This window comes from Geitlerinema sp. PCC 9228 (assembly GCF_001870905.1).
GTDB lineage: Bacteria > Cyanobacteriota > Cyanobacteriia > Cyanobacteriales > PCC-9228 > PCC-9228.
The window spans coordinates 1-25,412 of the sequence record NZ_LNDC01000076.1 but is presented as its reverse complement, the minus strand read 5'-3'; the positions used below and the strand labels follow the sequence as shown (position 1 = coordinate 25,412).

Below are 25,412 nucleotides of genomic sequence, written 5' to 3'. Positions count from 1 at the left end.
AGAAAATGTACTTGTCTTATTGCTTTTCTCCATTATGGCACGGATAATAGAAAATATAAAAGCAATATACGGATAAAGTGTACGTACAATATGGGACGCAAAGGTCAATCCATTACCCTGTCGATTTCCCAACGGGATAAGGAAGAATTGGAAAACTTAGCGCTGGAATTTGGCATGACATGGGGCGATCGCCCCAACATTTCCAAACTGGTGGAAGCGATCGCACGCTGCCAACTCCAAATTGCCCCCAATCACGATTGGAGCCAGCAGAGAATTGCCGCCTTAAACGCAGCGGTAGATGCCTTGGTAGATGCAGGGCAAATCCAACAGGCAGAAACCGTAGCTCAACTTTTACTGGAACGTAGCGAACTCCAGATTCCCCAACGCAGCAAACTAGAAAGGTTTGTGGAACGACCTCCCCAACCGTGGCGTCTCGAAATCGAGCGTTACATTCGTCGCCAGCAACCGTTCCAGCTCTTTTATCAAGATGCCACCGAGCAATCTTGGACGTTTACCATTTGCTACGCTGAAATTAATACCCACGAACAAAGGCAGTATCTCGATTGTTGGTGCGAAGAAACCCAGGGAAATGAGGATCTTCCCGAACTTCGACATAACTGGTGTCTGCGTCTCGACCGCATCCCCGAAGCCAGTGTGGTTTCTGTGGACAAACAATGGCGTACCGACTTCGATCGCGTTGAGGTGGAAATTCATTTATTCGACCGCTTGGCTTATGCCTACAGAGAAAAAGAAAACGATCGCGCGCTGGAGTGGTTATCCAGCCAACCTGGGGTTCGGCGGGTGATGAAATTGATTTACAACACGTTTTGGTTTATGCGCGAGGTATCTCAGTATGGGGAAAATTGTATTATTGTGTCTCCGAAACAACTGCGCGATCGCTTCCTAGAAAAAATCCAGCGCCTCTACCAACGCTACGAACAACTGAACGATTGAACGAACCAACAAATAATAAGGTGCGCTATCTTATATCTACAGATAACGCACCTTTCGGTTTTGCTCTAAATATCTCGATGTCTTTTCAGATAGCTAGATATTCACCCATTTGCGCTTTTCGCTTGCGCAGTTTCGTTAGGGCTTCCCGTTCGATTTGACGTACTCGTTCCCGGGAAATATTCAAGCGATCGCCAATTTTCGACAGAGTTAATGCTTTCCCATCTTCCAACCCAAACCGCAACGCCAAAACCTCTTTTTGCTGCGGCGTCAAATCCTGCATCAACTCCGTCAAATCTGCTTTCAGAGAAGACTGGGTAGCAAAATCTTCCGGGGAAGGTCCAGTATCTTCCAACAAGTCTCCCAATTCCGTATCTTGATTGTCTCCCACCCGCTGTTCCAAAGACAAAGGCTGGCGGGCGCGTTCTAAATATTCGCGAATTTGTTTGGGGCTTAAATCCAGCTCCTCTGCGAGTTCGGCAACAGTGGCTGCCCGACCCAAATTTTGCGAGAGATTGCGCTGGGCTTTTTTAATCTTGTTCAATTTTTCCGTAATATGAATCGGTAGACGAATGGTACGCCCTTTTTCGGCAATAGCACGGGTAATTGCCTGGCGAATCCACCAGTAGGCATAGGTAGAAAACCGATATCCCTTCGTAGGGTCAAATTTTTCTACGCCCCGCTGCATGCCAATGGTTCCTTCCTGGATCAAATCCATCAAATCTACATTGCGTTTGATGTACTTCTTCGCCACAGACACAACAAGGCGTAGGTTCGCCTCTACCATTTTCCGTTTGGCGTGTTCTCCACGAGCCAATTGCTTTTGCAACTGTTCGACAGATAGATCGGCAGCTGCCGCCCACTCTGACATAGTGGGTTCTCGCCCTTGAGATTCCGTTAGCTCTTTCTTAACTTCCTGCAATTGGTTGAATTTTTGTACTTGTTTTCCATAGTAAATTTCTTCCTCGTGGGTTAACAGAGGAACGCGACCAATTTCTCGCAGGTAGGCACGAACGGTATCTGTCGAGCTTCCAATGGTCTTCATATCCAAATTTCCTATGAATGAGGCGACTCAGAAACGACGAGAGAATATTTGTGATTCCATATCCACCTGTTTCCCCTGCGATACGAGTGCAATCGAGGGGAATACTACCAGTTATGTGGTAGATAGGTGGTGGAACCAAAGTTTTAAGTATCTACGAAAGATTATGCGCTAGGATTTTTATGGAAAACGAAAAACGTCTCGAAACGCCGGTTCGTTTGAGAACGCTCTTCTTTAGCAGTTGTGGCGATGGTTCGAGTAACATGACACTGACCTCCACAACGGTATTCCTATTCGTCAACGCGAATCGGAATGGGCAGACTCTGTTCTTGCGAGCGCTTTCGATCGCTGTAGCTAGCAAATAGCAAGAGGGTTGCGACTAGAAAAAGAGTTACAAAAATCACGATTTTTACCTGGCTTAACGAGCGGCTTATTTCTACAGTCTATTAAGAATTGTAACATTCTTTCGATTCCTCGCCTACTACTTTAACAATAAAAATGTTGTTTAACTACCCCCCTTTTTTGGAAATTGGGAGATGGGGAGTTGAGATTGGGGTATGGGCGCGTGGGGGTGTACCGAACATGGAGGCATGGGAGTATGGGCGTATTGGAAACAACATTGTGCTTTTCCCTTTCCTAATTTCTCGGCTTTTCAGGCTCTCATACTTGGTAGCCCTCCATACGGCTATGTTGGTCGTATAAAATCCACTTAAATAGACTGAATTGCCCTCAGATCTGCGGCTGCGGTGCCCTCAAATCCGACCTTGGGTCGCCATCCCCCGTAAATTCGGGGGACTTATGCCATTTCTGAAAAACCATAATTTTCTGGAATGTTTCAATTTCCCTGGTAGGGGGGGCAACGCGTTGCGCCCCTACAAAAACGCCTCTATTATCTCTTGCAGATTATTAAGGAAATGGTATTACAGGGGGTTATATCCAATTGAACATCGGTGGAAGTTAATTAAGTCTACAGCTGGATTTCAGATTAAAATACGACAAAACCCCCAAAATTTTGGGGGTTAGAAGAAGAATCCAGTCTAATACGAAATCCGACGTACATACACCCACAAAAATGTAGGGGTAGTGCCCCCGTGCTGACCCCTACAAGAAAGCAATTAGGGGGAATTTCCCCTACAGAAAGATTGTGGTTTCCCGATGTTGGACTTGGTATAAGGTATGGGTAGGGAATTAGAAATAATCTTGCAGAGCTTTCACGTCTAAGGCGCGGGTTTTGACAGCTTGAATGGCAGCTGCAGTTGCCCTAGCACCGGCAATGGTTGTGATTAAGGGAATTTTATATTCCAGAGCAGCACGACGAATCAGACGCCCTTCGGCTTGGGCATCTTCTCCAGAAGGGGTGTTGATAATCAACTGCAACCATTGGTTTTTGATCCAATCCAACACGTTAGGGCGTCCTTCGTAGAGTTTAAAAACCAAGTCGATGTCTAGTTTGGCACCGTCCTTTTGCAACTCGGAGGCTTCCCATAGGAACTTGCGGGTGCCGGCGGTGGCGACAATTTTGAAACCTAAATTCACCAGATCCTTGACAATGGGAACCACCAACTCTTTGTCGCGATCGCGCATGGAAACAAACACCGTCCCCGCCATGGGCAATCGCTGACCGGCACCAATGGCCGCCTTGGCAAAGGCCCGGCCAAAATCCATATCGATCCCCATCACTTCTCCGGTAGACCGCATTTCCGGACCCAAAATCGGGTCGGTACCAGTAAATTTCTCAAACGGCAGCACTGCCTCTTTCACCGCCATATGGTTGGGAACGATTTCCTCGGTATAGTCCAACTCCTGCAATGTCTTGCCAGCCATCACCTGGGAAGCTACCCGTGCTAGGGGAACACCAATGGCTTTCGACACAAACGGGACTGTACGGGAAGCCCGGGGATTGGCTTCTAAAATATAAACCTTGGGTTCGCCCTGAGCGGGTTCGGAAACCGCAGTGCCAGCAACCGCTCTATCTGGTGCTTTGACCACCGCATACTGCACGTTCATCAGCCCAAGTACATGCAACCGCTGGGCGAGTTTTACCGTACCTTCGCGAATGGTCTGTAATGCCTTATCTGTCAGGGAAACGTAAGGAATCGAACAAGCGGAGTCTCCCGAATGGACCCCAGCCTGTTCGATATGTTCCATAATGCCGCCAATAACGACCTTGCCGGTAGCATCTGCCACCGCATCCACATCGACTTCCACGGCATTTTCCAGGAACTTATCGATTAAAATGGGATGCTCTGGTTCCACCTGAACCGCCAGAGTCATGTACCGTTCTAACTCTTCATCCGAGTAGACAATTTCCATAGCCCTGCCGCCCAAAACGTAAGAAGGACGGACCACACAGGGATAGCCAATTTGCTGGGCAACCACCAATGCTTCCTCGTAGCTGCGGGCAATGCCATTGGGAGGCTGGTCGATGCCCACCTCCCACAGGATTTGCTCGAAACGTTCCCGGTCTTCAGCAATATCAATGGAATCGGGAGAGGTTCCCCAAATCTTGGTCGGTAAATGAGCTCCCGACATTTCTACATCGCTACTTTTGCTGGGTTCTGCCGAAGCTGCTGCCAGGCGTTTGGGGGCTTCATATAAATATTCCTGCAACGGCACCGCTAGCTTCAAGGGCGTTTGTCCGCCAAACTGGATGATAATGCCTTGGGGTTGTTCGATATCGATAATATTGAGAACGTCTTCTTTGGTGAGGGGTTCAAAATACAAGCGATCGCTCGTATCGTAGTCCGTAGAAACCGTTTCCGGGTTGGAGTTCACCATAATGGTCTCGTACCCCATTTCCCGCAACGAGAAACTGGCGTGACAACAACAGTAGTCAAACTCAATCCCTTGACCGATGCGGTTGGGACCACCCCCCAAAATCATCACCTTGGGTTGGTCGGAAACAATCACCTCCGATTCGTCTTCATAGGTGGAATAGTAATAGGGCGTCATCGCTTCAAACTCCGCCGCACAGGTATCCACCAGCTTGTAAACCGGTTTGACGCCTAGCTTGTGGCGCAACGCCCGTACTTCGTCTTCGGATGTTTTGGTGGCAAAGGCAATTTGACAGTCACTGAATCCCTGACGTTTGACTTCCACCAACATTTCCCGGGTAAATTCGTGCAGGTAGGTCCGCTTAAGCCACTTCTCTGTCTCCAGCAATACCTGCATTTTGTCTAAAAACCAGGGATCGATGCCGGTGAGTTCGTAAATTTCCTCTACGGTCATCCCCAACAGTAGGGCGTGGCGTACGGTGAAAACCCGTTCGGGGTTGGGGGTCCGCAGCATGGCACGGACCTGGGTGAGGCTGGGTAATTTTTCCCAGCGATCGCATCCCCAGCCGTGACGACCGTTTTCCAGCGATCGCAAGGCTTTTTGCAGGGATTCCTCAAATGTACGCCCGATAGCCATGGCTTCCCCCACCGACCGCATTTGTGTGGTTAGCACGGGTTCGGTTCCGGGGAATTTCTCAAAGGCAAACCGAGGGGCTTTGGTGACCACGTAGTCAATGGTGGGTTCGAAGGAAGCGGGGGTTTTCTTGGTAATATCGTTGGAAATTTCGTCCAAACTGTATCCCACCGCCAACTTCGCCGCAAATTTGGCAATGGGAAATCCTGTTGCTTTCGATGCCAACGCCGAGGAACGAGAAACCCGAGGATTCATTTCAATGACAATGACCTCGCCGGTAATGGGATTGACGGCAAATTGAATGTTGGAACCGCCGGTTTCGACACCAATTTCGCGGATAATTTGAATGGAATAATCCCGCAGGCGTTGGTATTCTTTGTCGGTGAGGGTTTGGGCGGGGGCAACGGTAATGGAATCGCCGGTGTGAACGCCCATGGGGTCGATGTTTTCAATGGAGCAGATAATTACTACGTTATCTGCGGTATCCCGCATGACTTCTAATTCGTATTCTTTCCATCCCAAAAGCGATCGCTCGATTAAAATTTGGGAAATGGGAGAAGCATCCAACCCCAAATGGCTTAACTCTTCAAATTCTTCGGCATTGTAAGCAATACCACCGCCACCGCCCCCTAAGGTATAGGCAGGGCGAATAATGAGAGGATAGGCACCGATGCGGTTGGCCACCTGTTTGGCCTCTTCCAAATTGCTGGCAATGCCCGAAGGACAGACTTTAATCCCAATCCGACCCATAGCCTCTTTAAACAGCAGGCGGTCTTCTGCCATTTGAATCGCAGACAAATCTGCCCCAATGAGATCGACGCCATATTTCTCTAAAACGCCGCTTTCCGACAGTTTCACAGCCAAATTCAAAGCCGTTTGACCGCCCATCGTCGGCAGCAGAGCATCGGGACGTTCCTTGGCAATAATGTTCTCTACCAAATCTGGGGTGAGGGGTTCGATATAGGTGCGATCGGCTGTACCCGGATCGGTCATAATCGTAGCCGGGTTGGAGTTGACCAACACCACCTCATACCCTTCTTCGCGCAAAGCTTTACAGGCTTGCGTTCCCGAATAGTCGAACTCGCAAGCTTGTCCGATAATGATGGGACCGGAACCCAGTAAGAGAATTTTATGGAGATCTTCGCGACGAGGCATAGATGTTTGTTTGAATGTAGAGATTGGTTACTGACAGCGTACAAATGCACCGGGTGGGTGGGTGCGGCCGAGCGTGGGTGCGGTGGGTGCGGTAGGAGATCGAAAAGTACGATCGATTGTTTCCTCCCATGCTCCGAAGCTCCCAAGCCCCCAAGCCCCGATGTTCCCATACAAGCTGCCATCTTGGTGCCAACATTTTACGGTCTTTTCCGCTGCCTTGGGAGAGGAATTTTGTCTGGAATTATTGACTTGTTGTGTGCGATCGCGATGTATCCTGGGACAATTTGATGGTGAAATTGCCGCAAGATACTTTCGTTAGACGTAAAGAGGTGTCTCCATGACGGAATATCAAAAAATTATTCCCCCAGAAAAAGGTGAACGCATTACCTTTGAAGACGGCAAACCTATCGTCCCCAATTATCCGGTAATTCCCTTCATTCGCGGCGACGGTACCGGGGTGGATATTTGGCCGGCGACTCAAAAAGTTATTGATGCGGCGGTACAGACTGCCTACGGCGACAGTCGCCAAATTAACTGGTTTAAAATCTATGCGGGTGATGAAGCCTGCGCCCACTACGGTACGTTTCAATATTTGCCCGCCGAAACCATTCAAGCGATTTCTGAATACGGCGTTGCTATTAAAGGTCCACTCACCACACCCGTTGGTGGTGGCATTCGTTCTTTGAATGTGGCCCTGCGGCAAATTTTTGACCTGTATGCCTGCGTACGCCCCTGTAAATACTATTCCGGGACGCCTTCTCCCCACAAACATCCCGAACGCCTCGATGTCATTGTTTATCGGGAAAATACCGAAGATATTTATCTGGGCGTGGAATGGCACGAAGGGACCGAGGCTTGCCAAAAACTCATTCAATACCTCAATGAAACCATGATTCCCAATTCGCCGGAGTTGGGCGAGAAGCAAATTCGTCTGGATTCGGGAATTGGCATTAAACCGATCAGCAAAACCGGTTCCCAACGATTGGTCCGTCGCGCTATCGAACATGCGTTGCGCTTACCCAAGGAAAAACAAACGGTGACCCTGGTTCACAAGGGCAACATTATGAAATACACCGAAGGGGCGTTTCGCGACTGGGGTTACGAACTGGCAACCACCGAGTTTCGCCAGGAATGCATCACCGAACGGGAATCTTGGATTTTGAGCAATAAGGAAGCCGATCCCGATTTGAGTTTGGATGCCAACGCGCGCATGGTGGAACCGGGATACGATTCGCTGACCCCACAACGTCAAGAGGAGGTCTGTCAAGAAGTGCAAGGGGTATTGGATGCGATTTGGGAAACCCACGGCAATGGGCAATGGCAAGAGAAGGTGATGGTTAACGATCGCATTGCCGATAGCATTTTCCAACAAATTCAAACCCGCCCTGGGGAATATTCCATTTTGGCAACGACCAATCTCAATGGTGATTATCTATCCGATGCTGCCGCTGCGGTGGTTGGCGGTTTGGGCATGGCACCTGGTGCCAATATTGGCGATAAGGCGGCGATTTTTGAAGCGACCCACGGAACCGCCCCCAAACATGCTGGTTTGGATCGTATCAATCCCGGTTCGTTGATTTTGTCGGGGTTGATGATGCTGGAGTATTTGGGATGGCAGGAAGCTGCAGATTTGATGCGTCAAGGGGTGGCAACTGCGATCGCCAATCGGGAAGTGACCTACGATTTGGCCCGCATGATGGACCCGCCAGTAGACAAACCGCTCAAGTGTTCTGAGTTTGCTGAGGCGATTATTAGTCATTTTTAAGGAACTTTTTGAATTGGGGGCGATCGCGATCGCCCCTAGAACCCACCTCCCACACCTCGAGATCGATTCTCAATAAATTTTGGCCTTCAAATCGCACGAGACTACGAATGGGAATAGTGTCTTTGATTTGAAAACTGCGTCTATTCCCATTATCTAAAAGCGTCTACCAACGAGATACCATATTTGGGGAGATAGCCAAAAAAATTTCACTTTTTTTCTTTCATCCTCAGAGACCAAGCCGAAGCCTTTCCACGAAAACGCAATCCAATCATTGCCATCCCATTTCTTAAAAGCTTGCAATAAATAAACGGTGTATTTTTGTCGGGGTGCAATGTGTGAGCGCCCCTACCAGGGAAATGGGGAAATTCCCAAAAATTATCATTTTTCAGAAATGGTGGCATCCCAGAAACGGAGAAGATAGGCTTAGCGCGAGTAGTCCAAATCTTCCAAAAATTGACTGAGTTGGTGGAAAAACTCGTCCTTATCCTCTTTGTCGTACATATTTTTCAGCACTTGCCAACCTTTTTCCGATGCTCCCAAATGGTACATATTGGCTAAATAGGCAGCCAGATACCCTTTGACTTCCTTGTCTTCAGTAGATTGCAAATTTTTATAAGAAGCTTCCCACCATTTGTAGGCATCGGCATAAATTTGTTGGGGATACTCAGGAGTCACATTAACCATTTTGCCGTCTCGATACTGCCAAATTTGAATGGGGAACCCAGAGGCATCAAACTTGGCAAACTCGTAGGCAAAGCGATCGTCGGCACTTCTAAATTCTGGCCTACCATCCCCATCTAAATCCAACAAATCGTAACCAACATTACCCCAGTAATGGTTGATGGAAGTATAATTTTCCGCTTCGCCTTTGTGTTGGTAAACCAACGAATAGTGGCAGCATCGCATGCCTCCAGAATACAAATCTACCAAAATTTCTGGTTCGGCATCGCCACTAACATCGACCACCCGCATCCGCATCAACCGTGCCTGTTCCCCTTGTAGCAAGGGCACCGACTGGGCTGGCAAAGTTTCTCCCTGCCGCTCTATCTGCAACTGGAAATTAGTGCCCAACCCTTGTTGTTTTTCGTAGGTAAGGGTGGCTGTAACTTCTCCGTTTTCCGAACTTGCTGTTTTGCTTTCCGTAGGCATTTCAGTGGGGGTTGTAGCGGGAGCTGATTCAGGGGGCGTTTCCGGCGTTTCCTCAACAGCGGTGCTGGGTTGTGCCTCAGTGGGGATTGTAGCGGGAGCTGATTCAGGGGGCGTTTCTGGCGTTTCCTCAACAGTTTCCGATGGGGAGGCTATCTGCAAAGCTTGGCACAAAAACGAGGCTACCTCAGCACGGGTTGCCAGGTCGTTGGCTGCCAGTTGTTTGTCTTGCGGTAGTTGGTCGAGCAAACCTGCTTCCACCGCTGCCGCGATCGCATTTTGGGCATAATCGGGAATCGCGCTCACATCCTGAAAATACTCCGACAGAGTTTCTTCAACAGGTTGGCTGGCTTCTAGTTCCAATCCATTGCTCAAAGCCATCAGCACTTCCGCCTTGCTCAACGGTTCTGCCGGTTTAAAAATTTTCTCGGGAAATCCCTGTAAAAACCCCGTGCGCGTTGCGTAGCGAATGGCAGATTCCGCCCAATACCCCTGGGGAATATCCACAAAATCAATAGACTCGCGTTTTTCTTCCCGATTGGGGAAAGCGGTTTGCAAAACCACAGCCAACTCCACCCGCATCACCGGTTCGTTGGGGCGGAACGTATTGTCTCGATAGCCGCGAATCATGCGATTGTTCGCCAAACGGTTAATACATTCGCTTGCCCAATGCCCCTGCAAATCGGCGAATCGCTCCTGTGCCAGAGCGATGTTGGTACCCAAACTTCCCAAAACCACACCAACGGCACTACCGGCAATCAATTTCCGCAGCAAATTCCAAACCTGCTGGTGACGTTGCGATGGACTCATAACCCTTCCCCCAACTTGGAAAATCGTGCATTTAGTCTAACAAGCTTCTTGAGTCGATCGTGACAAAACAAGCAACTCATACCAAATCCGAGATGGAAAAACCATAATTTTTTTGTCAGGGCAACCCCCGTTCCTTTTGTAGGGGTAGGCACGAGAGCGCTACCTCTACATTGGTGTGGGTTTATGTACATCGGATTTGGGTTCAAAACGGCCATCCAACTCGGATCGACCGAACTGCTAATCAAAAATTAGGTTGTTCGATTGTCCTATATACAGAAAATCTTTGAAGAAATGCACGCCTTTTGGTTCCCAAGCAAATAGAAAGAGGAAGCCGAAAACCGAGCCTGGCTCGATTAACGACTTCCTCTGCTAGCCAGCTAGGTAGAAGGCAAGGAAACAACACCTTTTCTGCTGCTATATCGGGGAGATTTACTTGTTTTCAGAGAACTCAGCATCGATGACATCGTCACCATCGTTTTTCCCGGCGGAACCTTCACCACTGGGGTTCTCGCCACCGGCAGCACCGGCACCAGCACCGGCACCGTCACCACCGGCTTGTTGGTAGATGTTGCTGCTGATATTGTACAGCGCTTGCTGCAGTTCTTCCATCAGCGATTTGACCCGCTCGGTGTCGATTTGATCCACATCTTTTTGCTGACCTTCTTCACCGATTTCATCTCGGATTTGCTTGGTTAGGTCTTCAACCTTGCTCTTATCGTCAGCGGGAACTTTATCGCCCAGCTCTTCCAATTGTTTCTTGGCTTGATAAGCCAACGAGTCGGCTTGGTTCCTGGTGTCGATTTTTTCGCGACGCTCTTTGTCGGCTTGGGCATTTTGTTCGGCTTCGTTGACCATGCGTTCCACTTCGTTTTGATCGAGGGTGGAAGCGCCAGTAATGCTGATGGATTGCTCTTTGCCCGTGCCTTTATCCTTGGCGCTGACGTTGAGAATGCCGTTGGCGTCGATATCGAAGGTTACCTCAATTTGAGGAACGCCGCGGGGTGCTGGGGGAATGCCATCGAGGCGGAAGGTGCCCAAGCTCTTGTTGTCTTTCGACATTTCGCGCTCGCCTTGGAGAACGTGGATTTCCACGTTGGTCTGACCATCCACCGCCGTTGAGAACACCTCTGATTTCTTGGTAGGAATGGTGGTGTTGCGTGGAATAATTTTGGTCATGACGCCGCCAAGGGTTTCCACACCCAGAGATAAGGGCGTAACGTCGAGCAATAGGATGTCTTTGACTTCCCCAGCTAAGACGCCGGCTTGAATGGCAGCGCCAATGGCAACCACTTCGTCGGGGTTGACGCTTTGGTTGGCTTCTCTACCCAGCAGCTTCTTGACCACTTCTTTGACGGCGGGAATCCGGGTAGAACCGCCCACGAGAACTACTTCGTTGATGTCGTTCTTGCTGAGTTTGGCGTCTTCTAGAGCTTTTTCGACGGGGGTGCGGCAACGGTCAATGAGTTCGGAGCACAGTTCTTCAAATTTGGCCCTGGTTAGGGTCATTTCTAGGTGCTTGGGACCGTCTTGGGTTGCGGTGATGAAGGGCAGGTTGATTTCGGCTTGGGTGACGTTGGATAGTTCGATCTTGGCGCCTTCCGCAGCACCCATGAGCCTTTGTAGGGCTTGTTTGTCTTTGCGTAGGTCGATACCTTCCTGCCGTTGGAATTCGTCGGCGAGGTAGTTGACGATTTTCTCGTCGAAGTCGTCACCGCCCAAGTGGGTGTCGCCGGAGGTAGCGAGAACTTCAAATACGCCGTCGCCTACTTCGAGGATGGAAACGTCGAAGGTGCCGCCACCTAGGTCGAAGACTAGAATGGTTTCGTTTTCTTTCTTGTCCAATCCGTAGGCGAGGGAGGCGGCGGTGGGCTCGTTGATGATGCGCAGCACTTCCAATCCGGCGATTTTGCCGGCGTCTTTGGTGGCTTGTCGCTGGGAGTCGTTAAAGTATGCGGGTACGGTGATGACGGCCTGGGTAACGGGTTCGCCGAGATATTGGCCGGCATCTTCGGCCAGCTTGCGCAGAACTTGCGCGGAAATTTCTTCGGGGGCGAATTGTTTTTCGGTGGCGGGGCAGTCTAGCTTCACGTTGCCGCTGTCATCCCGCAGGACTTTGTAGGAGACTTCGTCGGTTTCGTGGGTGACTTCGTTGAATTTCCGCCCGATGAAACGCTTGACAGAATAGAAGGTGTTGGTGGGGTTCATGACTGCCCCACGCTTGGCGATTTGCCCGACGAGGCGCTCGCCGTTTTTCTTGGGATCGTAGGCGACGACGGAGGGAGTGGTCCGTCCGCCTTCGGCGTTTGCGATGACGGTTGGTTTGCCGCCTTCCATTACGGCGACGACGGAGTTTGTGGTTCCCAGGTCAATGCCAACTACTTTACCCATAGGATGCCTTTTCCAATCAATAACTACAAGGATGTGGCTGCTTTAGCCATGTTCTCAGGGCGATGCGATCGCTCTGAGGAGGAACAATAATGAATACCTGCTATAGGGGGGTTTGGTTCCTGTACGGTATTAATTTTTCCGAACTTAGGTCCTTACTTCTATAGTGCTTGGAAGCGGCGGAAATCTTGTAGGCGTGTTTACCGAACCTAGTACGGGACGGTTGCTTGGTGGTATGTTTGTAGGTGATTGGTAAGTGGGAGTGCTTGGGGAATCCATGTCAGTTTTTAGATAAATTTTTTTGCGAACAATTCCGGAGGTACCACTTGCTTGGGGTGTTGGTTTTTGGTTGGGAAAATTTTTGTTTGAAAACGCTTTTTGCTGAAAATAAATTATTTAAAATAAGGGAAAAGTAGGGGATTTTTGGGTTTATTTTTATTGTCTGTCATGCGATCGCTTGTTTTAAAGAAATTCCTAAGAAAAAAGCCTTCAGGGACCAGCAGCAAGTTGCTGGTCCCTGAAGGCAAAAAATCGGGAATAGGGAAAAACTCCCACTACTTAACGGTAACTTTAGCGCCCGCGTCTTCCAACTGCTTCTTGAGGTCTTCGGCAGTTTCTTTGTCGGCACCTTCTTTGAGGGGTTTGGGAGTTGCTTCCACCATGTCTTTGGCTTCTTTCAGTCCCAAACCGGTGATGCCACGCACCACTTTCAGAATGGCAATTTTCTTATCAGCGGGAACTTCTTCCAAAATGACGTCAAATTCAGTTTGTTCTTCGGCAGCTTCTTCAGCTTCGCCGCCACCGCCACCGGCAACAGCACCGGGTGCCATCATCATCATGCCGCCGCCAGAGGCAGAAGCATCAACGCCGAAGGCATCTTCAATTTGCTTGACCAGTTCGGAAGCTTCCAACAAGCTGAGGGATTTTAGCTGTTCGAGAATTTCGTCGGTTTTGGCAGACATTAAAATAACCTCCTACAAGATTGAATTCAAACAAAGCAAATGCTTTTGTTGGTCGAGTTTGCTGACAGCCGGTCGAACTTAAGCGGCATCCTGGGATTGTTCTTGTTCGGATACGGCTTTGAGGGCGCGAGCCAGTTTGGAGGGCACTTCGTTGATGCCCACAGCCACTTTGGTGGGAACGGCTTTGGTGCCTGCGGCCACGCGGGTGGGAACGGCTTGAATGGCACCGGCAATCCGTGCCATGAGTTCTTCGCGGGAAGGGAGGTCAGCGATCGCTTTCACTTCTTCCTCATTTAAAGCCCGACCTTCCATGACACCACCGCGCAATTCGGTTTTCTTGGTGTCCTTCTGGAAGTCCTGATAGGCTTTAATCGCGCCGCTCAAATCATCTTTGAGGAACAGGAAAGCGGTATCTTGCCGCAGGAACTCCTGCACGGGCTGCCATCGGTCGTCGCCATCTACGGCAATCCCCATGAGCGTATTTTTGGTGACCTTACAAACGCTGCCCGTATCCCGCAGGCGCTTGCGCAGATCGGTAATCTCGGCAACCGTCAGCCCTTGATAGCCGATCGCCACCACGACTTGCGAATCGCTCAGCTCTTGTTTTAAATCCTCTACAATGGCTTTTTTCTCTGCTAGGGTCTTAGCCACACCAGTTTCACCTCCTACAACCACCTTGGGGGCGGTTCGATTTCATGTGGGGGCCGGCCGGTCGAGGTCCCACAAAAGAACCCCGGATAACCAGATCCGGGGTTGTTCCTAGACGGCTTCTTCATTTTCCCAGTTGGCGAAGCCAAATTTTCTTCTCCCATGGCAGCGAGAAGTGGGAAAACGAAGAAACAGCTAGCGAACAAGCCTCGGCAGGCCATTAAGCATTTCGCCCCTGCTGTCTTCAGCGTTGACGCATGCTTGCTCTTCGTTCGATTTTTGTTGGTTTCCCAGCGCGATCGCTGGTTCCTGCGCGCACAGCCTGGCGGTCGTGACGGTTAGGCACAAATAAATATTATACCCTACTTACGAACCGTACGCAACCTCGGCTTTCAAATCTTGCAGGCCACTAACGTCCACTTCAATAGAGGGCCCCATCGTAGCCGCCACGTGCAAGCTGCGCCAGTAGCGTCCTTTCGCCCCTGCCGGCTTGTTGCGATCGATGCACTCTTGCAGGGCCTTCAAATTCGCCAGCAAATCTTCTGTGGGGAAAGCCGCTTTGCCAAAAATCACGTGGACGATCCCCGTGCGATCGGAGCGAAATTCCAATTTTCCGGCTTTAAATTCCTGAACTGCCGGCGCAATATCCGTAGTCACAGTACCGGCTTTTGGCGAGGGCATCATGCCGCGCGGACCCAACAAACGTCCCAGTTTGGCCACTTGCGGCATCATATCTGGGGTGGCAATCACCCGGTCAAAATCCATCCGGCCTTGCTGGATTTCTGTAATCAAATCTTCCGAACCGACCACATCTGCACCGGCGTTGCTGGCTTCGTTCACTTTCTCGCCTTTGGCAATGACAGCAACGCGGATGGTTTGACCGGTACCTTTCGGCAAAGACACAGTAGTACGAAGCTGCTGGTCGGTATATTTGGGGTTAATGCCCAAACGCACGTGAGCTTCCGCCGACTCGGGAAAATTGGCCGTAGCAGTTTCCTTGAGCAGGTTCAGGGCTTCGGTGGCTTCGTAGGGACGGTTTTCGACTTTTTGTTGGAGTTCTCTCAGACGACGGGAAGGTTTTCTAGCCATAATTTTCTCCTGGGGTAATAGCGAAGCCAAGTTTCTTCTTCCCCACTAACAACAAATTTCTCTTGCTGGAGGCAAAAAACAAAAATTCTAATCTTTAACCGTAACGCCCATATTGCGTGCCGTACCTTCTACGATGCGCATGGCCGCATCCATGTCGGTGGCGTTGAGGTCGGGCATTTTGGTCTCGGCGATTTCCCGCAACTGGTCGCGGGTGATGGCACCCACTTTGTTGCGGTTAGGTTCTCCAGACCCTTTCTGGATCCCCGCTGCTTTCATAATCAAAACGGCGGCTGGCGGGGTCTTGAGGACGAAGGTAAAACTGCGGTCTTCGTAGACCGAGATTTCCACCGGAATCACCAACCCGGCTTGGTCGGCGGTTTTGGCGTTGTATTCTTTACAAAACGCCATGATGTTGACGCCATGCTGACCCAAGGCGGGACCTACGGGTGGGGCGGGGTTGGCTTTGCCGGCTTCTAGGGCTAATTTGATGAGTGCAACGACTTTCTTGGCCATTTACTTCAGTTTTGCTTTTCAACTTGGTTGAACTCTAGTTCCACGGGCGTATCGCGCCCAAAAATGGACAGCAACGCTTTGAGCTTGCTACGTTCGGGGCTCACTTCGATGACTTCCCCTTCAAAGTCTTTGAACGGACCCGACAGGACCACAATTTTGTCGGAGGGGGCCAGGGAAACTTTGATTTCCGGTTCCTGTTCTTTGGTTTGCTGGAAGATCCGCCGAATTTCTGAGGGGCTTAAAGGCATGGGTTTGACGTGCCCGCGCCCTCTTCCGTAGCCGCGTTGCTGTTCTGCCCCCACAAAGTTAATCACATTGGGGGTATTTTTTACAACCGCCCAGGTTTCGTCATCGAGAATCATTTCGATGAGAATATAACCGGGAAAGACTTTTTCGGCGGTGGGCTGGCGTTTGCCGTCTTTGCGGATTTTCACCGCTGGGGTTTGGGGAATTTCAATCTGCACGATGCGATCGGCGACATCGAGGGTTTTGAGACGCTGTTCCAGGTTGAGCTTCACGCGCTTTTCGCACCCAGAAGCCACCTGAACTGCGTACCAGCGGGGTTTGGGGGACTCGGAACTGTCTTTCCCTTCTAGGTCGCCGTTGGTTTTATGGGGTTCGTAAGATTCTTCTGGTGCAAAATTCATCCGAATACCTGTGCTGAAACCCACTTAAAGAAGCTATCGACAAAATAAATAATAGTGGCGGAGAGGATAACCATTAAAATAACGGCTGTAGACTCGCTGATGAGTTGTTTGCGATCGGGCCAGACGACTTTTCCGAGTTCTTCTCTGGTTTCTTTTAAAAATTTACCGATTTGTTTGCTCGCCCCTGGGATGCCGGTACTTTTTTGCGCTTCGATTTCGTTTTTGTTGGTCACGATATGGCCCTCCTGAAAATTGGCTTGCTCTACGATCTATGATGCCTCGTTCGGCTTGCATGTAGAAAGGACTCGGAGTGCGATGGAGGGCAACGGAGACTCCCTTCGATCGCTGGTGGGGGATAGCCAAATGGTAGCAAGGGCGATCGAGGCAATGGCAAAATTGGTTGCGATCGCACGCTCTGACAGAACAAGTCTGCCCGAAAGACCACCACCTGAAAAAACCTTGCCTCAAGATTTTTTCGGTTGATGTTGGTGTTTTCGGGCAGAACCGGAAATATATTTGGCTCAGCGCGCTCTGGAGGACTCGAACCCCCGCCATCGGGTTTTGGAGACCCGCGTTCTACCAACTGAACTAAGAGCGCATCGCCGAACCATCTGGCGCGTTCATTCATTGTAAACCATGGCTATCGGGTTTGACAACAAATGGAAAGGGTTTTTTCCCAATTCCACTTGTTGCTCGGCCAAACTGCCCTAGAAACGCTCTTTGAGGCGCGTGGCTTTGCCGACCCGGTGGCGCAGGTAGTAGAGTTTGGCACGACGGACTTCGCTGCGACGCAAAATTTTCACGTTGGCTACCCGGGGGGAGTGGAGCAGAAACACCCTCTCCACGCCGATGCCTTGAAAAATCCGCCGTACGGTAATGGTGGCGTTGATGCCGCCGTGGCGTTTGGCGATGACCGTGCCTTCGTAGGGCTGCACCCGTTCTTTGCCGCCTTCAACGATTTTGACGCCGACGCGAACGATGTCTCCTACTTCAATGTTGGGCAGATCGGATTTTAAATAATCAGTTTCAACGGAGCGAACGATTTCTTCGGTATTCATGAAAACCTCCTGGCGTTTGGAAATCCCGTATTTCCGAGCGATCGCTGTGCTGGGGCATATCTCTCACCTCGGGAAAACAGGGGGCAGTAGCGATCGCGATCGGGGGCAGACGCGATAGGATTTCCCGAAAGGGGCTGGCTGCAAAACTCGATCCGGTGCTAGGTTGCCTGCCCTGGCAGCGAAGCCAGCGATCGCCCAGACCTGAAAAATGCCGACTTATCAATATAGCACGAATAGGGCACCAAAACAAGAATTTGAGAGGGGAAAGTTATTGGCGGATACAGATTTAATTTTGGTAGCTGCAGTGATAGTAGCTTTTTACGTAGCGGCTCATTTGGGTGCCAACGATGTCGCCAACTCATTCGCTACTTCCGTGGGGTCTGGGGCGATTCCGCTGGTGGGGGCTTTGGCGATCGCGGGGGGGATGGAATTTCTGGGGGCTGTGTTGCTGGGCGGGCGCGTTTCCCAAACCCTAGCTTTTGAGGTAATTTTGCCTGAGGGTTTGCTTTCTACCCAAATGTTTGTCGCTGGCATGTTCTCGGTCATGGTTGCCTGCGGTCTCTGGTTGCAAATCGCCACCAGTTTCGGTTTGCCCGTGGCTTCTTCCCATGCGGTGGTTGGGGCTTTGACGGGATTCGCTTGGGTGGCTGTGGGTCCGCAAGCCGTTCAATGGTGGCGGCTGGGAATCATTTCCCTTAGTTGGTTGCTGGTTCCCGTTGCCAGTGCTTTGGTAGCGGCTGCCCTGTACGCCATTTGCCAGTATGGCATTTTGACCCATCCCGCGCCTCAAAACCAGTGGCGAGAATGGTTGCCGTGGTTGAGTGCTTTGTTGTGCGGCATTTTGGGGTGGTTGGGATGGTCCAATGCTTCCGCTGCGCGATCGCGAAGCGTCTGGTACGGAGAATTGTTTGCCGGGATGGGGGGGCAAGTTCCCAGCCACGATTGGTATTTGCTGCTGTGGGGAATAGCGACGGTGGGGGTGAGTTGGTGGAACTGGTCGGTGGAAAACCATGGCAGGGGGAGCATAGAAGCCAAATTTGCTCGATTGCAAATTCTCAGTGCCAGTTTGGTGGCCTTTGCTCATGGGTCCAACGATGTGGGCAATGCGATCGCTCCTCTAGCTGCGATCGCTGGTCTTCTCCATCCCCAACCCCCAACAGCCACCGACGGGAATGTTCCGATATGGATTTTGCTTCTAGGCGGTAGCGGTATTGTCGTAGGGTTAGCCATTTGGGGGCAGCGCGTCATTGCCACTGTGGGCAGCGAAATTATTGCCCTACAACCCAGCAGTGGTTTCTGTGCGGAAATAGGCACCGCCATCACCGTTTTGTTAGCTTCCCAAGCCGGTTTACCGGTTTCAACTTCCCATGCCTTAGTAGGGGGTGTGGTCGGCATTGCCTTGGTACCAGCAAGCCAATCCTTCTCCTATCGTCCTTTGCGCCGCATTGCTGGGGCGTGGTTGGGAACTGTCCCCGCTGCAATGGGTTTGAGCGCCATAACTTTCCGTGTGCTCAAATATGCCTTTCTCTAAAGCAGCTATGACGCCGGCTTTGGGAAAAATAACCATCATACGAGCAGTTATCAAAAATTTACCCAGCGATCGCTCATTTTGGCGACAGAATTTTGTTAAAGTGTTGGGATAACCAGCGCTGGGGCATTGCCCGAGGCAAAAACAAAAACCGAGCAACTGCAAGCTCCCATCAGGGATTTTCCGTAAAGGATTAGGAATCCCCGCATTTATTTGTTGGGGAATGTGTCAAAGTGGGAAAAATGTAGACAACACCGTGGCAATAGGATAAGCAGCGATGGGGCCAAGGGACAATCAACCAAACACGCCGCCAAGCGACCATCGAGGGATGGTAGAAAACTTCCTCCAGGCGGTAAGCAACGAACTAGACAGTCTGCAACAGCATCTAACCGGTGAGCTGAGTCAAGACGTGGAACGGTTGCAAGCGGAAAAACAGCGCTTGCAGCAACAGATCGAAGAACTGCGGCAAAGGTACCAGCAGCTGCAGGAGCAAACCGATACCCTCACCGCCCAACCAAGCCAACAACAGCAGGCATCGGCGGCAGAGCTATCGCAAAGTACGGTTGACCAGCTAGACGAGTTGTTAAGCCAGCGTTTGGAGGAAGTGGTACAAAAACTGCAGCATAGTTCCTCAGTCGCGCCTCGTTCTGGGGGCGATTTGGCTGGCAGCGAAGATTTGCTGGCAGATTACACCGAAAATTCCCACAGTTTGGTTTCTACTTCTTCCCATAGCGATCGCTTGGCGGAAAGCGGCCATACCTACAGCGAGCGCTTGCATACCTACCGAGGTGCGCTCTCCCAACAATTGGACCGCTTGCAAAGCTTGCAGCAACAGGGAGATGCGATTGTGGAACGGTTGGTCAACCGCTTGAGCCAGCAAATGGGCAGCAGCAATCCTTTTGAAACGACAAGCGAGACTTTTGCAGAATTTCCCGCCGTTCAAGAAGAAAGCAGCCTCGCTCAAGAACCATCCCAAAACACAACCACCAGACCCCCCACCCATCCCCAACCGGAACCCGAAACCCCAACATCCACCAAGACAGCCGCCGCTCAAAAAGCAGCAGCCAATTTACGGTTGGGATTGCTCTTTGCCCTGAGCGCTGCTGGGGTTTTGTCGCTGTTCAACGTCAGCGTTAGCACCATTTTAGGCACACCCAACACGGTCTTGGGGGTATGGGAAACCGGGGGCTTGATTTCTCCCAGTTTTGGCAACTCCCTATTTATTTTATTCGTGCGAATGGTGGTAGTGGTATTGCTCATGCCGGTACTGGCTTTGCAACTATATCCGGCTCTGTTTGACGATATCCGCCGCTTTTTGCGCCAGGGAGACCGAGTTTTGCAAGCACAAGCTGTGAGCAGCGGTTTGTGTTTGTTTGCCTCCCAGGTGATGATTTACGTTGCCTTGGGGAACATTCCCAGCGGCGTGGCAGTAACCATTCTGTTTGTGTATCCATTGATTACAGTGGTTGCTTCTTGGGCATTGTTTGGCGATCGCCCCACAATTTTACGCTGGGTTATCCTGGCTGTTATCAGTGTGGGAACCGTTTTATCGCTGCCCAACTTGCTAGTAGATAACGTACCGGGAAACTTACAAATTGGCGTGATGTCAGCTTTTGGCGCTGGTATCACCTTTGCTGGTTATGTATTGTTAACGCAAATTTGCTCGAAAAAATTGCACCCCGTTCCCTTCAGTTTGGTCAATTTCAGCGTTATTCTATTGTTCTCGTTTTTGGGCATTCTATTAGCCTGGCAAACCCAATTTCCAGATACCATAGCCCCACAAGAAGCATTTGACGACTGGAACTTGCTTGCTGCTGGCGCTTGGTTGGGCGTTTTGACATTATTTAGTTATTTGCTGAACAATTTTGCCATTCGCTACGCCGGCGCTGCTTTAGCTTCGATTGTGGGTGCCACTGGTCCTGCCATTACCGCCTTGCTAGCCCTGGTTTTAATTGGCGAAGCGCTCTTGACTCGTCAATGGTTGGGCATGTCGCTAGTGGTTATTGGCGTTTTGGGATTAAATGTAGAAAAAACAATTGTTGCTAGGAAAAAAGCTGCTGCTTCCAAATAGATTTTCTCCAGTCCCGGGTCTGGAGGTTTTCTGGTTGCAGGTCTTGGTAGCTGGGGCATGCGATAAAAAACCTGGATAAATCGTTTTAGAAAAGAAAAAAGGTGGCATCTGCGGCCACCTTCATTGTTTTTTTTGTTTTTTCAGCGGAGAGGGAGGGATTCGAACCCTCGTTGGGGTTGCCCCCAAACAGCATTTCCAGTGCTGCGCCTTAAACCACTCGGCCACCTCTCCAGGTGCATGGGAACCATTGATTTAATCCCACAGGGATATAATTATAGCAAAAATTTTCTAGTTGTCCAATATTTTGGGCGATTTTTCTGGCTGCTTGCCAAATCTGGCAGTTGGCGGGGAATAATGGAGACGCGATCGCTTGTCAAATCCCAGCCATTGGGTAGATCGGAGGCAAAATTTATCGTACGCTCAAGAAAGCACGCCATCCAGGAACAATTTTCTCAACCTTAGGATATTCTCCATGAGCGATAAAAAAGTCTATACCGTTCAAATTCACAATCGCTTTGAAGACAAGTGGTATACCGTACAAGTACCGGAAGACCAGTACATTCTCAGAACCGCTGAGGAACAACATGGGAAACTGCCCTTTTTGTGCCGCAATGGGGCTTGTACCACCTGTGCGGTGCGGGTAATTTCCGGGGAAATTTACCAACCAGAAGCCATGGGATTGTCGCCCCAGGTGCGCCGTCAAGGCTATTCTCTCATCTGCGTTGGCTATCCCCGTTCCGATTTGGTGTTGGAAACCCAAGACGAAGACGAAGTCTACGATATGCAATTTGGACGTTATTTTGGTAAAGGGAGGGTACGGTTTGGTATTCCTCTGGACGATGATTGATAAATTATCCCTCGACCGTGGTTTGCCACCCACCCACGCCCAGGCACATGTTTTTTCTACCTAGCGGCTAATATTATGCGTCGCATGCAGTGGGTTCTGCTAATTTTAGGCATTGTCATCATTTTGATGATGATGCTGTGGCTGGTAAATTCTATCTACAGCCTGTACGTGCAAATTTCTTGGAGCGCACCGTTTCTGGGAAATTTGCTCGTGGGGCTGTTGGCTATCCTGCTGCTAATTATCCTAGCAGTAGGATTGTATTTTTTAATTACCTATTTCGTACTGCCCAAATCTGCACGACGCAAGAAAAAACGCCGCCGTCGCCCTCAGGTGAAGGTTTCGGAAAACAAAACGGAAGCGGCTTCGCAAACGTTACAGGCGATTCGCCAGCAAATCGAACAAATTCAGGATGAGGTGGCGCGTCAGGCGTTGGAACAGCGATCGCAAGAGATTGAGGAAAATCTGAAGCAGCGGAATATACAGGTGGTGGTTTTTGGCACTGGTTCGGCGGGCAAAACCTCGGTCACCAATGCTTTAATGGGAGAGATGGTGGGCGATCGCGCGGCACCCATGGGAACGACGGAAACCTTTGAAACTTATACGTTGCAGCTTCCTGGGATTGACCGCAAGATTTTGATTACCGATACGCCGGGGATTTTGGAACCGGGGGTGGCGGGAACCCAGCGGGAAAACATGGCGCGATCGCTGGCTACGGAAGCGGATTTGCTGTTGTTTGTCATTGACAATGACTTAACGGCTTCCGAATGGGAAATGCTGCAAGCGTTGGCGGCAATTGGCAAGCGATCGCTGGTAGTTTTCAACAAAACGGATTTGTATCCGGAAGAGGAACAAACCGCCATTCTCAACCAATTAAAACAGCGATTGGCTTCAGTAGTGGCAGAAAAAGACGTCATTGCCGTGGCTGCCAATCCCAGACAAGTCACCCTCCCCGATGGCACTCAAGTAACGCCCCAGGTGGAAATTACCCCGTTGGTGCGGCGTTTGGCAGCGGTGGTGAGAGCGGAAGGGGATAGCTTAATGGCGGACAATTTGCTGTTACAATCGGCACGGTTGGGGGAACAGGCGCGTGCGGCGATTGACAAGCAAAGGCAGGAACAGGCGGAGAAAATTATTGAGCGTTTTCAGTGGTATGGTGCAGCCGCGATCGCGTTTATGCCCATTCCCATGGTAGATATGTTGGGAACGGCAGCTGTGAACGCGCAAATGGTGGTGGAAATTGGCAGGGTTTACGGATGCAATCTAGATTTTGAGCGCGGTAAGGAACTGGCTTTTTCCCTAGCGAGAACCTTGGCGAGTTTGGGAATTATCAAAGGCGCGTGGGATCTCATGAGTACCACCATGCAGGTGCATCCGGGAACGGCGTTGGTGAGTCGTGCCATTCAAGGGGGAACGGCGGCTTATTTGACGCGCATTGCTGGCAAAAGTTTTATTGAATATTTTCGCAACGACCAAGATTGGGGCGATGGTGGGATTTCGGAGGTGGTACAGCGTCAGTTTGAACTCAACCGCAAGGAGGAGTTTGTGAGGGCGTTTGTACAGGATGCGATGTCGCAGGTGGTGGATCCGTTGCAGCGTTCTGCTGGGGAGTCACAGGAGAAGAAGGAGGCGTCTGGGGAGAAGTTTTCGGAACCTACGGGGAATGATTGGGATAACGATTGGCGCGATCGATGGGAGGATGATTGGTAAAAATTGAAGTAGTAGGGTGGGCAATGCCCACCCTACGAACTTAATAATTTTTTATTTAGATTTTTATTGCAGCGCGATCTACGGGGAATGATTGGGATAACGATTGGCGCGATCGATGGGAGGATGATTGGTAAAAATTGAAGTAGTAGGGTGGGCATTGCCCACCCTACGAACTATGATTTGAACAATGATATTTCCCCCTATTTTTTATCAAAAGTTGACAGATAATTTTACAGAAACCTTATACCATTTCCTTAATACTCTGCAAGAGATCGTAGGGGCATTTTTGTAGGGGCGCAACGCGTGAGTAGGGGCGCTTCGCGAAGCGCCCCTACTAGGGAAATCGGGAAATCTCAAAAAAACATTGTTTTTCAGAAATGGTATAAGATAGTCCAAAAACGCCCGTAGCGGTCTTTTGGGAAGCCAAACCGTTGGATCGTCCTCTAACCATCTTAGCGATTGATAAATTTGCTGGGTGCTAGCTGTTTCGTATCTATGAATTTGCTGACAAGCCCAAATAACTCCATGAACTTCAATCGATTCTTGTTGGGCAGCTTTTCTCAGATTTTTGTCTCCTGTCAAAAGAATTGTATTTTCAGCAATGCTGGCAAGAGTCAATGCAAAGCAATCTTGAGGAGTTAGCCTGGGAAATCTTGATTGGTAGGCAAAGGCCTGTTCCACACCATCGCTATTGAATCCTTCAATATGAAAACCCAACTTGGGCAAATCGCTTTTGCTATAGTTGGTGAGTTCGATAAGTTCTTCTTCATACAAAGCATCTGGAATGAAAAAATGATAGGGTAATACCATTTCTAAAAAACAATGATTGTCTGGAATGTCCCAATTGCCCTGGTAGGGGCGCTCACGCGTTGCGCCCCTACAAAAATGCCCCTATTATCTCTTGCAGACTATGAAAGAAATGGTATAAGGCTATCAAGGCAGGTAGCAAACATGCCTTGTCAATATCGATAATAGCCGAACTATCACTAACGATGGTACTCACACAATTTTCCTAATTATGCTACCGGTGTAGGTCCTTGAATCGCTTTTTGAATTTCTTTAACGGGTTTTTGAAGCAGTTCGGCAGCTTTCGGTAGAGAAATATATTGTTCGCTTAAAGCCCAATAACATAGGCGTTTAAAGCGATTTGGATATTCGTAGCGATCGCATTTTCCCTCTGATTCCAAAGGAAAAGGTTCTTGGCTATGCCAACCGCTAGCGAAAATTTTGGTATAGGATGAATCTGCAAATCAACTTACTATTTTTCATTGTATGGGAATTTGCGATATTCGGCATTTAATGTTGCTACAAAATACTAATATTGTATCAACAAACTATTCCTTAACCTCTTCTGCCAATCCCGTTTGCACCTGCCACAAACCGGCATAAATCCCATTGAATTGTAACAACTCCTCGTGAGTGCCTTGTTCCAAAATTTCGCCCTTATCCTCGCCCTTATCTATCGTGTAAATGGTGTTGGCATTGCGAATTGTAGACAACCGGTGAGCGATCGCGCGTAGCAGCTTCTCCATGTTACAATTACGAACAATACAATAGTCAAGCCAAACTAACTAATTTTGTAGGGTGGGCAGGGCACACCCTACTAGCGCTTCGCCCTTATCTATCGTGTAAATGGTGTTGGCATTGCGAATTGTAGACAACCGGTGAGCGATCGCGCGT

19 protein-coding genes, 2 tRNA genes, 1 pseudogene and 1 other annotated feature are annotated in these 25,412 nt (G+C 49.9%); of the genes and pseudogenes, 6 read left to right on the top strand and 16 right to left on the bottom strand.

Annotated features, from left to right (window positions below):
• The first annotated feature begins 90 nt into the window (after positions 1 to 90).
• Positions 91 to 954, top strand: a complete 864-nt coding sequence (locus tag AS151_RS06135; protein ID WP_071516168.1) for a WYL domain-containing protein — start codon at positions 91 to 93, stop codon at positions 952 to 954.
• A gap of 85 nt (positions 955 to 1,039) precedes the next feature.
• On the opposite strand, the gene AS151_RS06130 is transcribed toward AS151_RS06135, so the two are convergent.
• Positions 1,040 to 1,996, bottom strand: coding sequence for an RNA polymerase sigma factor, RpoD/SigA family (locus tag AS151_RS06130; RefSeq protein WP_071516167.1), 957 nt, complete (start codon positions 1,994 to 1,996; stop codon positions 1,040 to 1,042).
• A gap of 1,185 nt (positions 1,997 to 3,181) precedes the next feature.
• A complete protein-coding gene (carB, locus tag AS151_RS06125) occupies positions 3,182 to 6,556 on the bottom strand; it encodes a carbamoyl-phosphate synthase large subunit (protein ID WP_071516166.1) in 3,375 nt (1,124 codons plus the stop codon).
• A 337-nt stretch (positions 6,557 to 6,893) separates the two neighbouring features.
• Here carB and AS151_RS06120 point away from each other — a divergent pair, with 337 nt between their 5' ends.
• Entirely contained in the window at positions 6,894 to 8,321 is a 1,428-nt protein-coding gene (locus tag AS151_RS06120; protein WP_071516165.1) for an NADP-dependent isocitrate dehydrogenase, read from the top strand.
• Between the two features lie 423 nt (positions 8,322 to 8,744).
• Here AS151_RS06120 and AS151_RS06115 read toward each other — a convergent pair whose 3' ends face one another.
• The 10 genes from AS151_RS06115 to rplS form a co-directional block, all read right to left on the bottom strand.
• Positions 8,745 to 10,277, bottom strand: a complete 1,533-nt coding sequence (locus AS151_RS06115) for an S-layer homology domain-containing protein (protein ID WP_071516164.1) — start codon at positions 10,275 to 10,277, stop codon at positions 8,745 to 8,747.
• 429 nt (positions 10,278 to 10,706) lie between these two features.
• On the bottom strand, positions 10,707 to 12,665 hold the full coding sequence (gene dnaK, locus AS151_RS06110) for a molecular chaperone DnaK (RefSeq protein ID WP_071516163.1): 1,959 nt from the start codon (positions 12,663 to 12,665) through the stop codon (positions 10,707 to 10,709).
• Between the two features lie 551 nt (positions 12,666 to 13,216).
• Positions 13,217 to 13,624 (bottom strand): 50S ribosomal protein L7/L12, encoded by a 408-nt coding sequence (rplL, locus tag AS151_RS06105; protein WP_071516162.1) that lies wholly within the window; start codon positions 13,622 to 13,624, stop codon positions 13,217 to 13,219.
• A gap of 78 nt (positions 13,625 to 13,702) precedes the next feature.
• Positions 13,703 to 14,275, bottom strand: coding sequence for a 50S ribosomal protein L10 (rplJ, locus tag AS151_RS06100; RefSeq protein ID WP_071516161.1), 573 nt, complete (start codon positions 14,273 to 14,275; stop codon positions 13,703 to 13,705).
• A 65-nt stretch (positions 14,276 to 14,340) separates the two neighbouring features.
• Positions 14,341 to 14,538: a sequence feature (ribosomal protein L10 leader region), on the bottom strand.
• 100 nt (positions 14,539 to 14,638) lie between these two features.
• Positions 14,639 to 15,361, bottom strand: coding sequence for a 50S ribosomal protein L1 (rplA, locus tag AS151_RS06090; protein ID WP_071516159.1), 723 nt, complete (start codon positions 15,359 to 15,361; stop codon positions 14,639 to 14,641).
• Between the two features lie 87 nt (positions 15,362 to 15,448).
• The gene (gene rplK, locus AS151_RS06085; protein ID WP_071516158.1) at positions 15,449 to 15,874 is read right to left on the bottom strand and encodes a 50S ribosomal protein L11; all 426 of its coding nucleotides are present in this window, start codon (positions 15,872 to 15,874) and stop codon (positions 15,449 to 15,451) included.
• A 5-nt stretch (positions 15,875 to 15,879) separates the two neighbouring features.
• Positions 15,880 to 16,521 carry a transcription termination/antitermination protein NusG gene (gene nusG, locus AS151_RS06080; RefSeq protein ID WP_071516157.1) on the bottom strand — a complete coding sequence of 214 codons (642 nt, stop codon included), beginning with the start codon at positions 16,519 to 16,521 and terminating at the stop codon, positions 15,880 to 15,882.
• On the bottom strand, positions 16,518 to 16,736 hold the full coding sequence (gene secE, locus AS151_RS06075) for a preprotein translocase subunit SecE (RefSeq protein WP_071516184.1): 219 nt from the start codon (positions 16,734 to 16,736) through the stop codon (positions 16,518 to 16,520). Before secE ends, nusG begins: the two co-directional genes overlap by 4 nt.
• Before the next feature lie 310 nt (positions 16,737 to 17,046).
• A tRNA-Trp gene (locus tag AS151_RS06070) sits at positions 17,047 to 17,119 on the bottom strand.
• A gap of 109 nt (positions 17,120 to 17,228) precedes the next feature.
• A complete protein-coding gene (gene rplS, locus AS151_RS06065; RefSeq protein ID WP_071516156.1) occupies positions 17,229 to 17,579 on the bottom strand; it encodes a 50S ribosomal protein L19 in 351 nt (116 codons plus the stop codon).
• Between the two features lie 304 nt (positions 17,580 to 17,883).
• Here rplS and AS151_RS06060 point away from each other — a divergent pair, with 304 nt between their 5' ends.
• Both AS151_RS06060 and AS151_RS06055 read left to right on the top strand, forming a co-directional pair.
• Entirely contained in the window at positions 17,884 to 19,110 is a 1,227-nt protein-coding gene (locus AS151_RS06060) for an inorganic phosphate transporter (protein ID WP_244532910.1), read from the top strand.
• Between the two features lie 274 nt (positions 19,111 to 19,384).
• The gene (locus tag AS151_RS06055; RefSeq protein WP_071516155.1) at positions 19,385 to 21,178 is read left to right on the top strand and encodes an EamA family transporter; all 1,794 of its coding nucleotides are present in this window, start codon (positions 19,385 to 19,387) and stop codon (positions 21,176 to 21,178) included.
• Between the two features lie 144 nt (positions 21,179 to 21,322).
• On the opposite strand, the gene AS151_RS06050 is transcribed toward AS151_RS06055, so the two are convergent.
• A tRNA-Ser gene (locus AS151_RS06050) sits at positions 21,323 to 21,409 on the bottom strand.
• 241 nt (positions 21,410 to 21,650) lie between these two features.
• On the opposite strand from AS151_RS06050, the gene AS151_RS06045 reads away from it, so the two are divergent.
• Both AS151_RS06045 and AS151_RS06040 read left to right on the top strand, forming a co-directional pair.
• On the top strand, positions 21,651 to 22,025 hold the full coding sequence (locus tag AS151_RS06045) for a 2Fe-2S iron-sulfur cluster-binding protein (RefSeq protein WP_071516154.1): 375 nt from the start codon (positions 21,651 to 21,653) through the stop codon (positions 22,023 to 22,025).
• 75 nt (positions 22,026 to 22,100) lie between these two features.
• A complete protein-coding gene (locus tag AS151_RS06040; RefSeq protein ID WP_071516153.1) occupies positions 22,101 to 23,732 on the top strand; it encodes a GTP-binding protein in 1,632 nt (543 codons plus the stop codon).
• Positions 23,733 to 23,942: 210 nt separating this feature from the next.
• Here the strand turns inward: AS151_RS06040 and AS151_RS06035 are convergent, their stop codons facing one another.
• The 3 genes and pseudogenes from AS151_RS06035 to AS151_RS20655 form a co-directional block, all read right to left on the bottom strand.
• Positions 23,943 to 24,542, bottom strand: a complete 600-nt coding sequence (locus tag AS151_RS06035; RefSeq protein WP_071516152.1) for a hypothetical protein — start codon at positions 24,540 to 24,542, stop codon at positions 23,943 to 23,945.
• A 206-nt stretch (positions 24,543 to 24,748) separates the two neighbouring features.
• Positions 24,749 to 24,919 carry a hypothetical protein gene (locus tag AS151_RS21995; protein WP_170861331.1) on the bottom strand — a complete coding sequence of 57 codons (171 nt, stop codon included), beginning with the start codon at positions 24,917 to 24,919 and terminating at the stop codon, positions 24,749 to 24,751.
• Positions 24,920 to 25,066: 147 nt separating this feature from the next.
• Positions 25,067 to 25,246 (bottom strand): annotated as a pseudogene (locus AS151_RS20655) (hypothetical protein); the annotation flags it as partial.
• Positions 25,247 to 25,412: the final 166 nt, after the last annotated feature.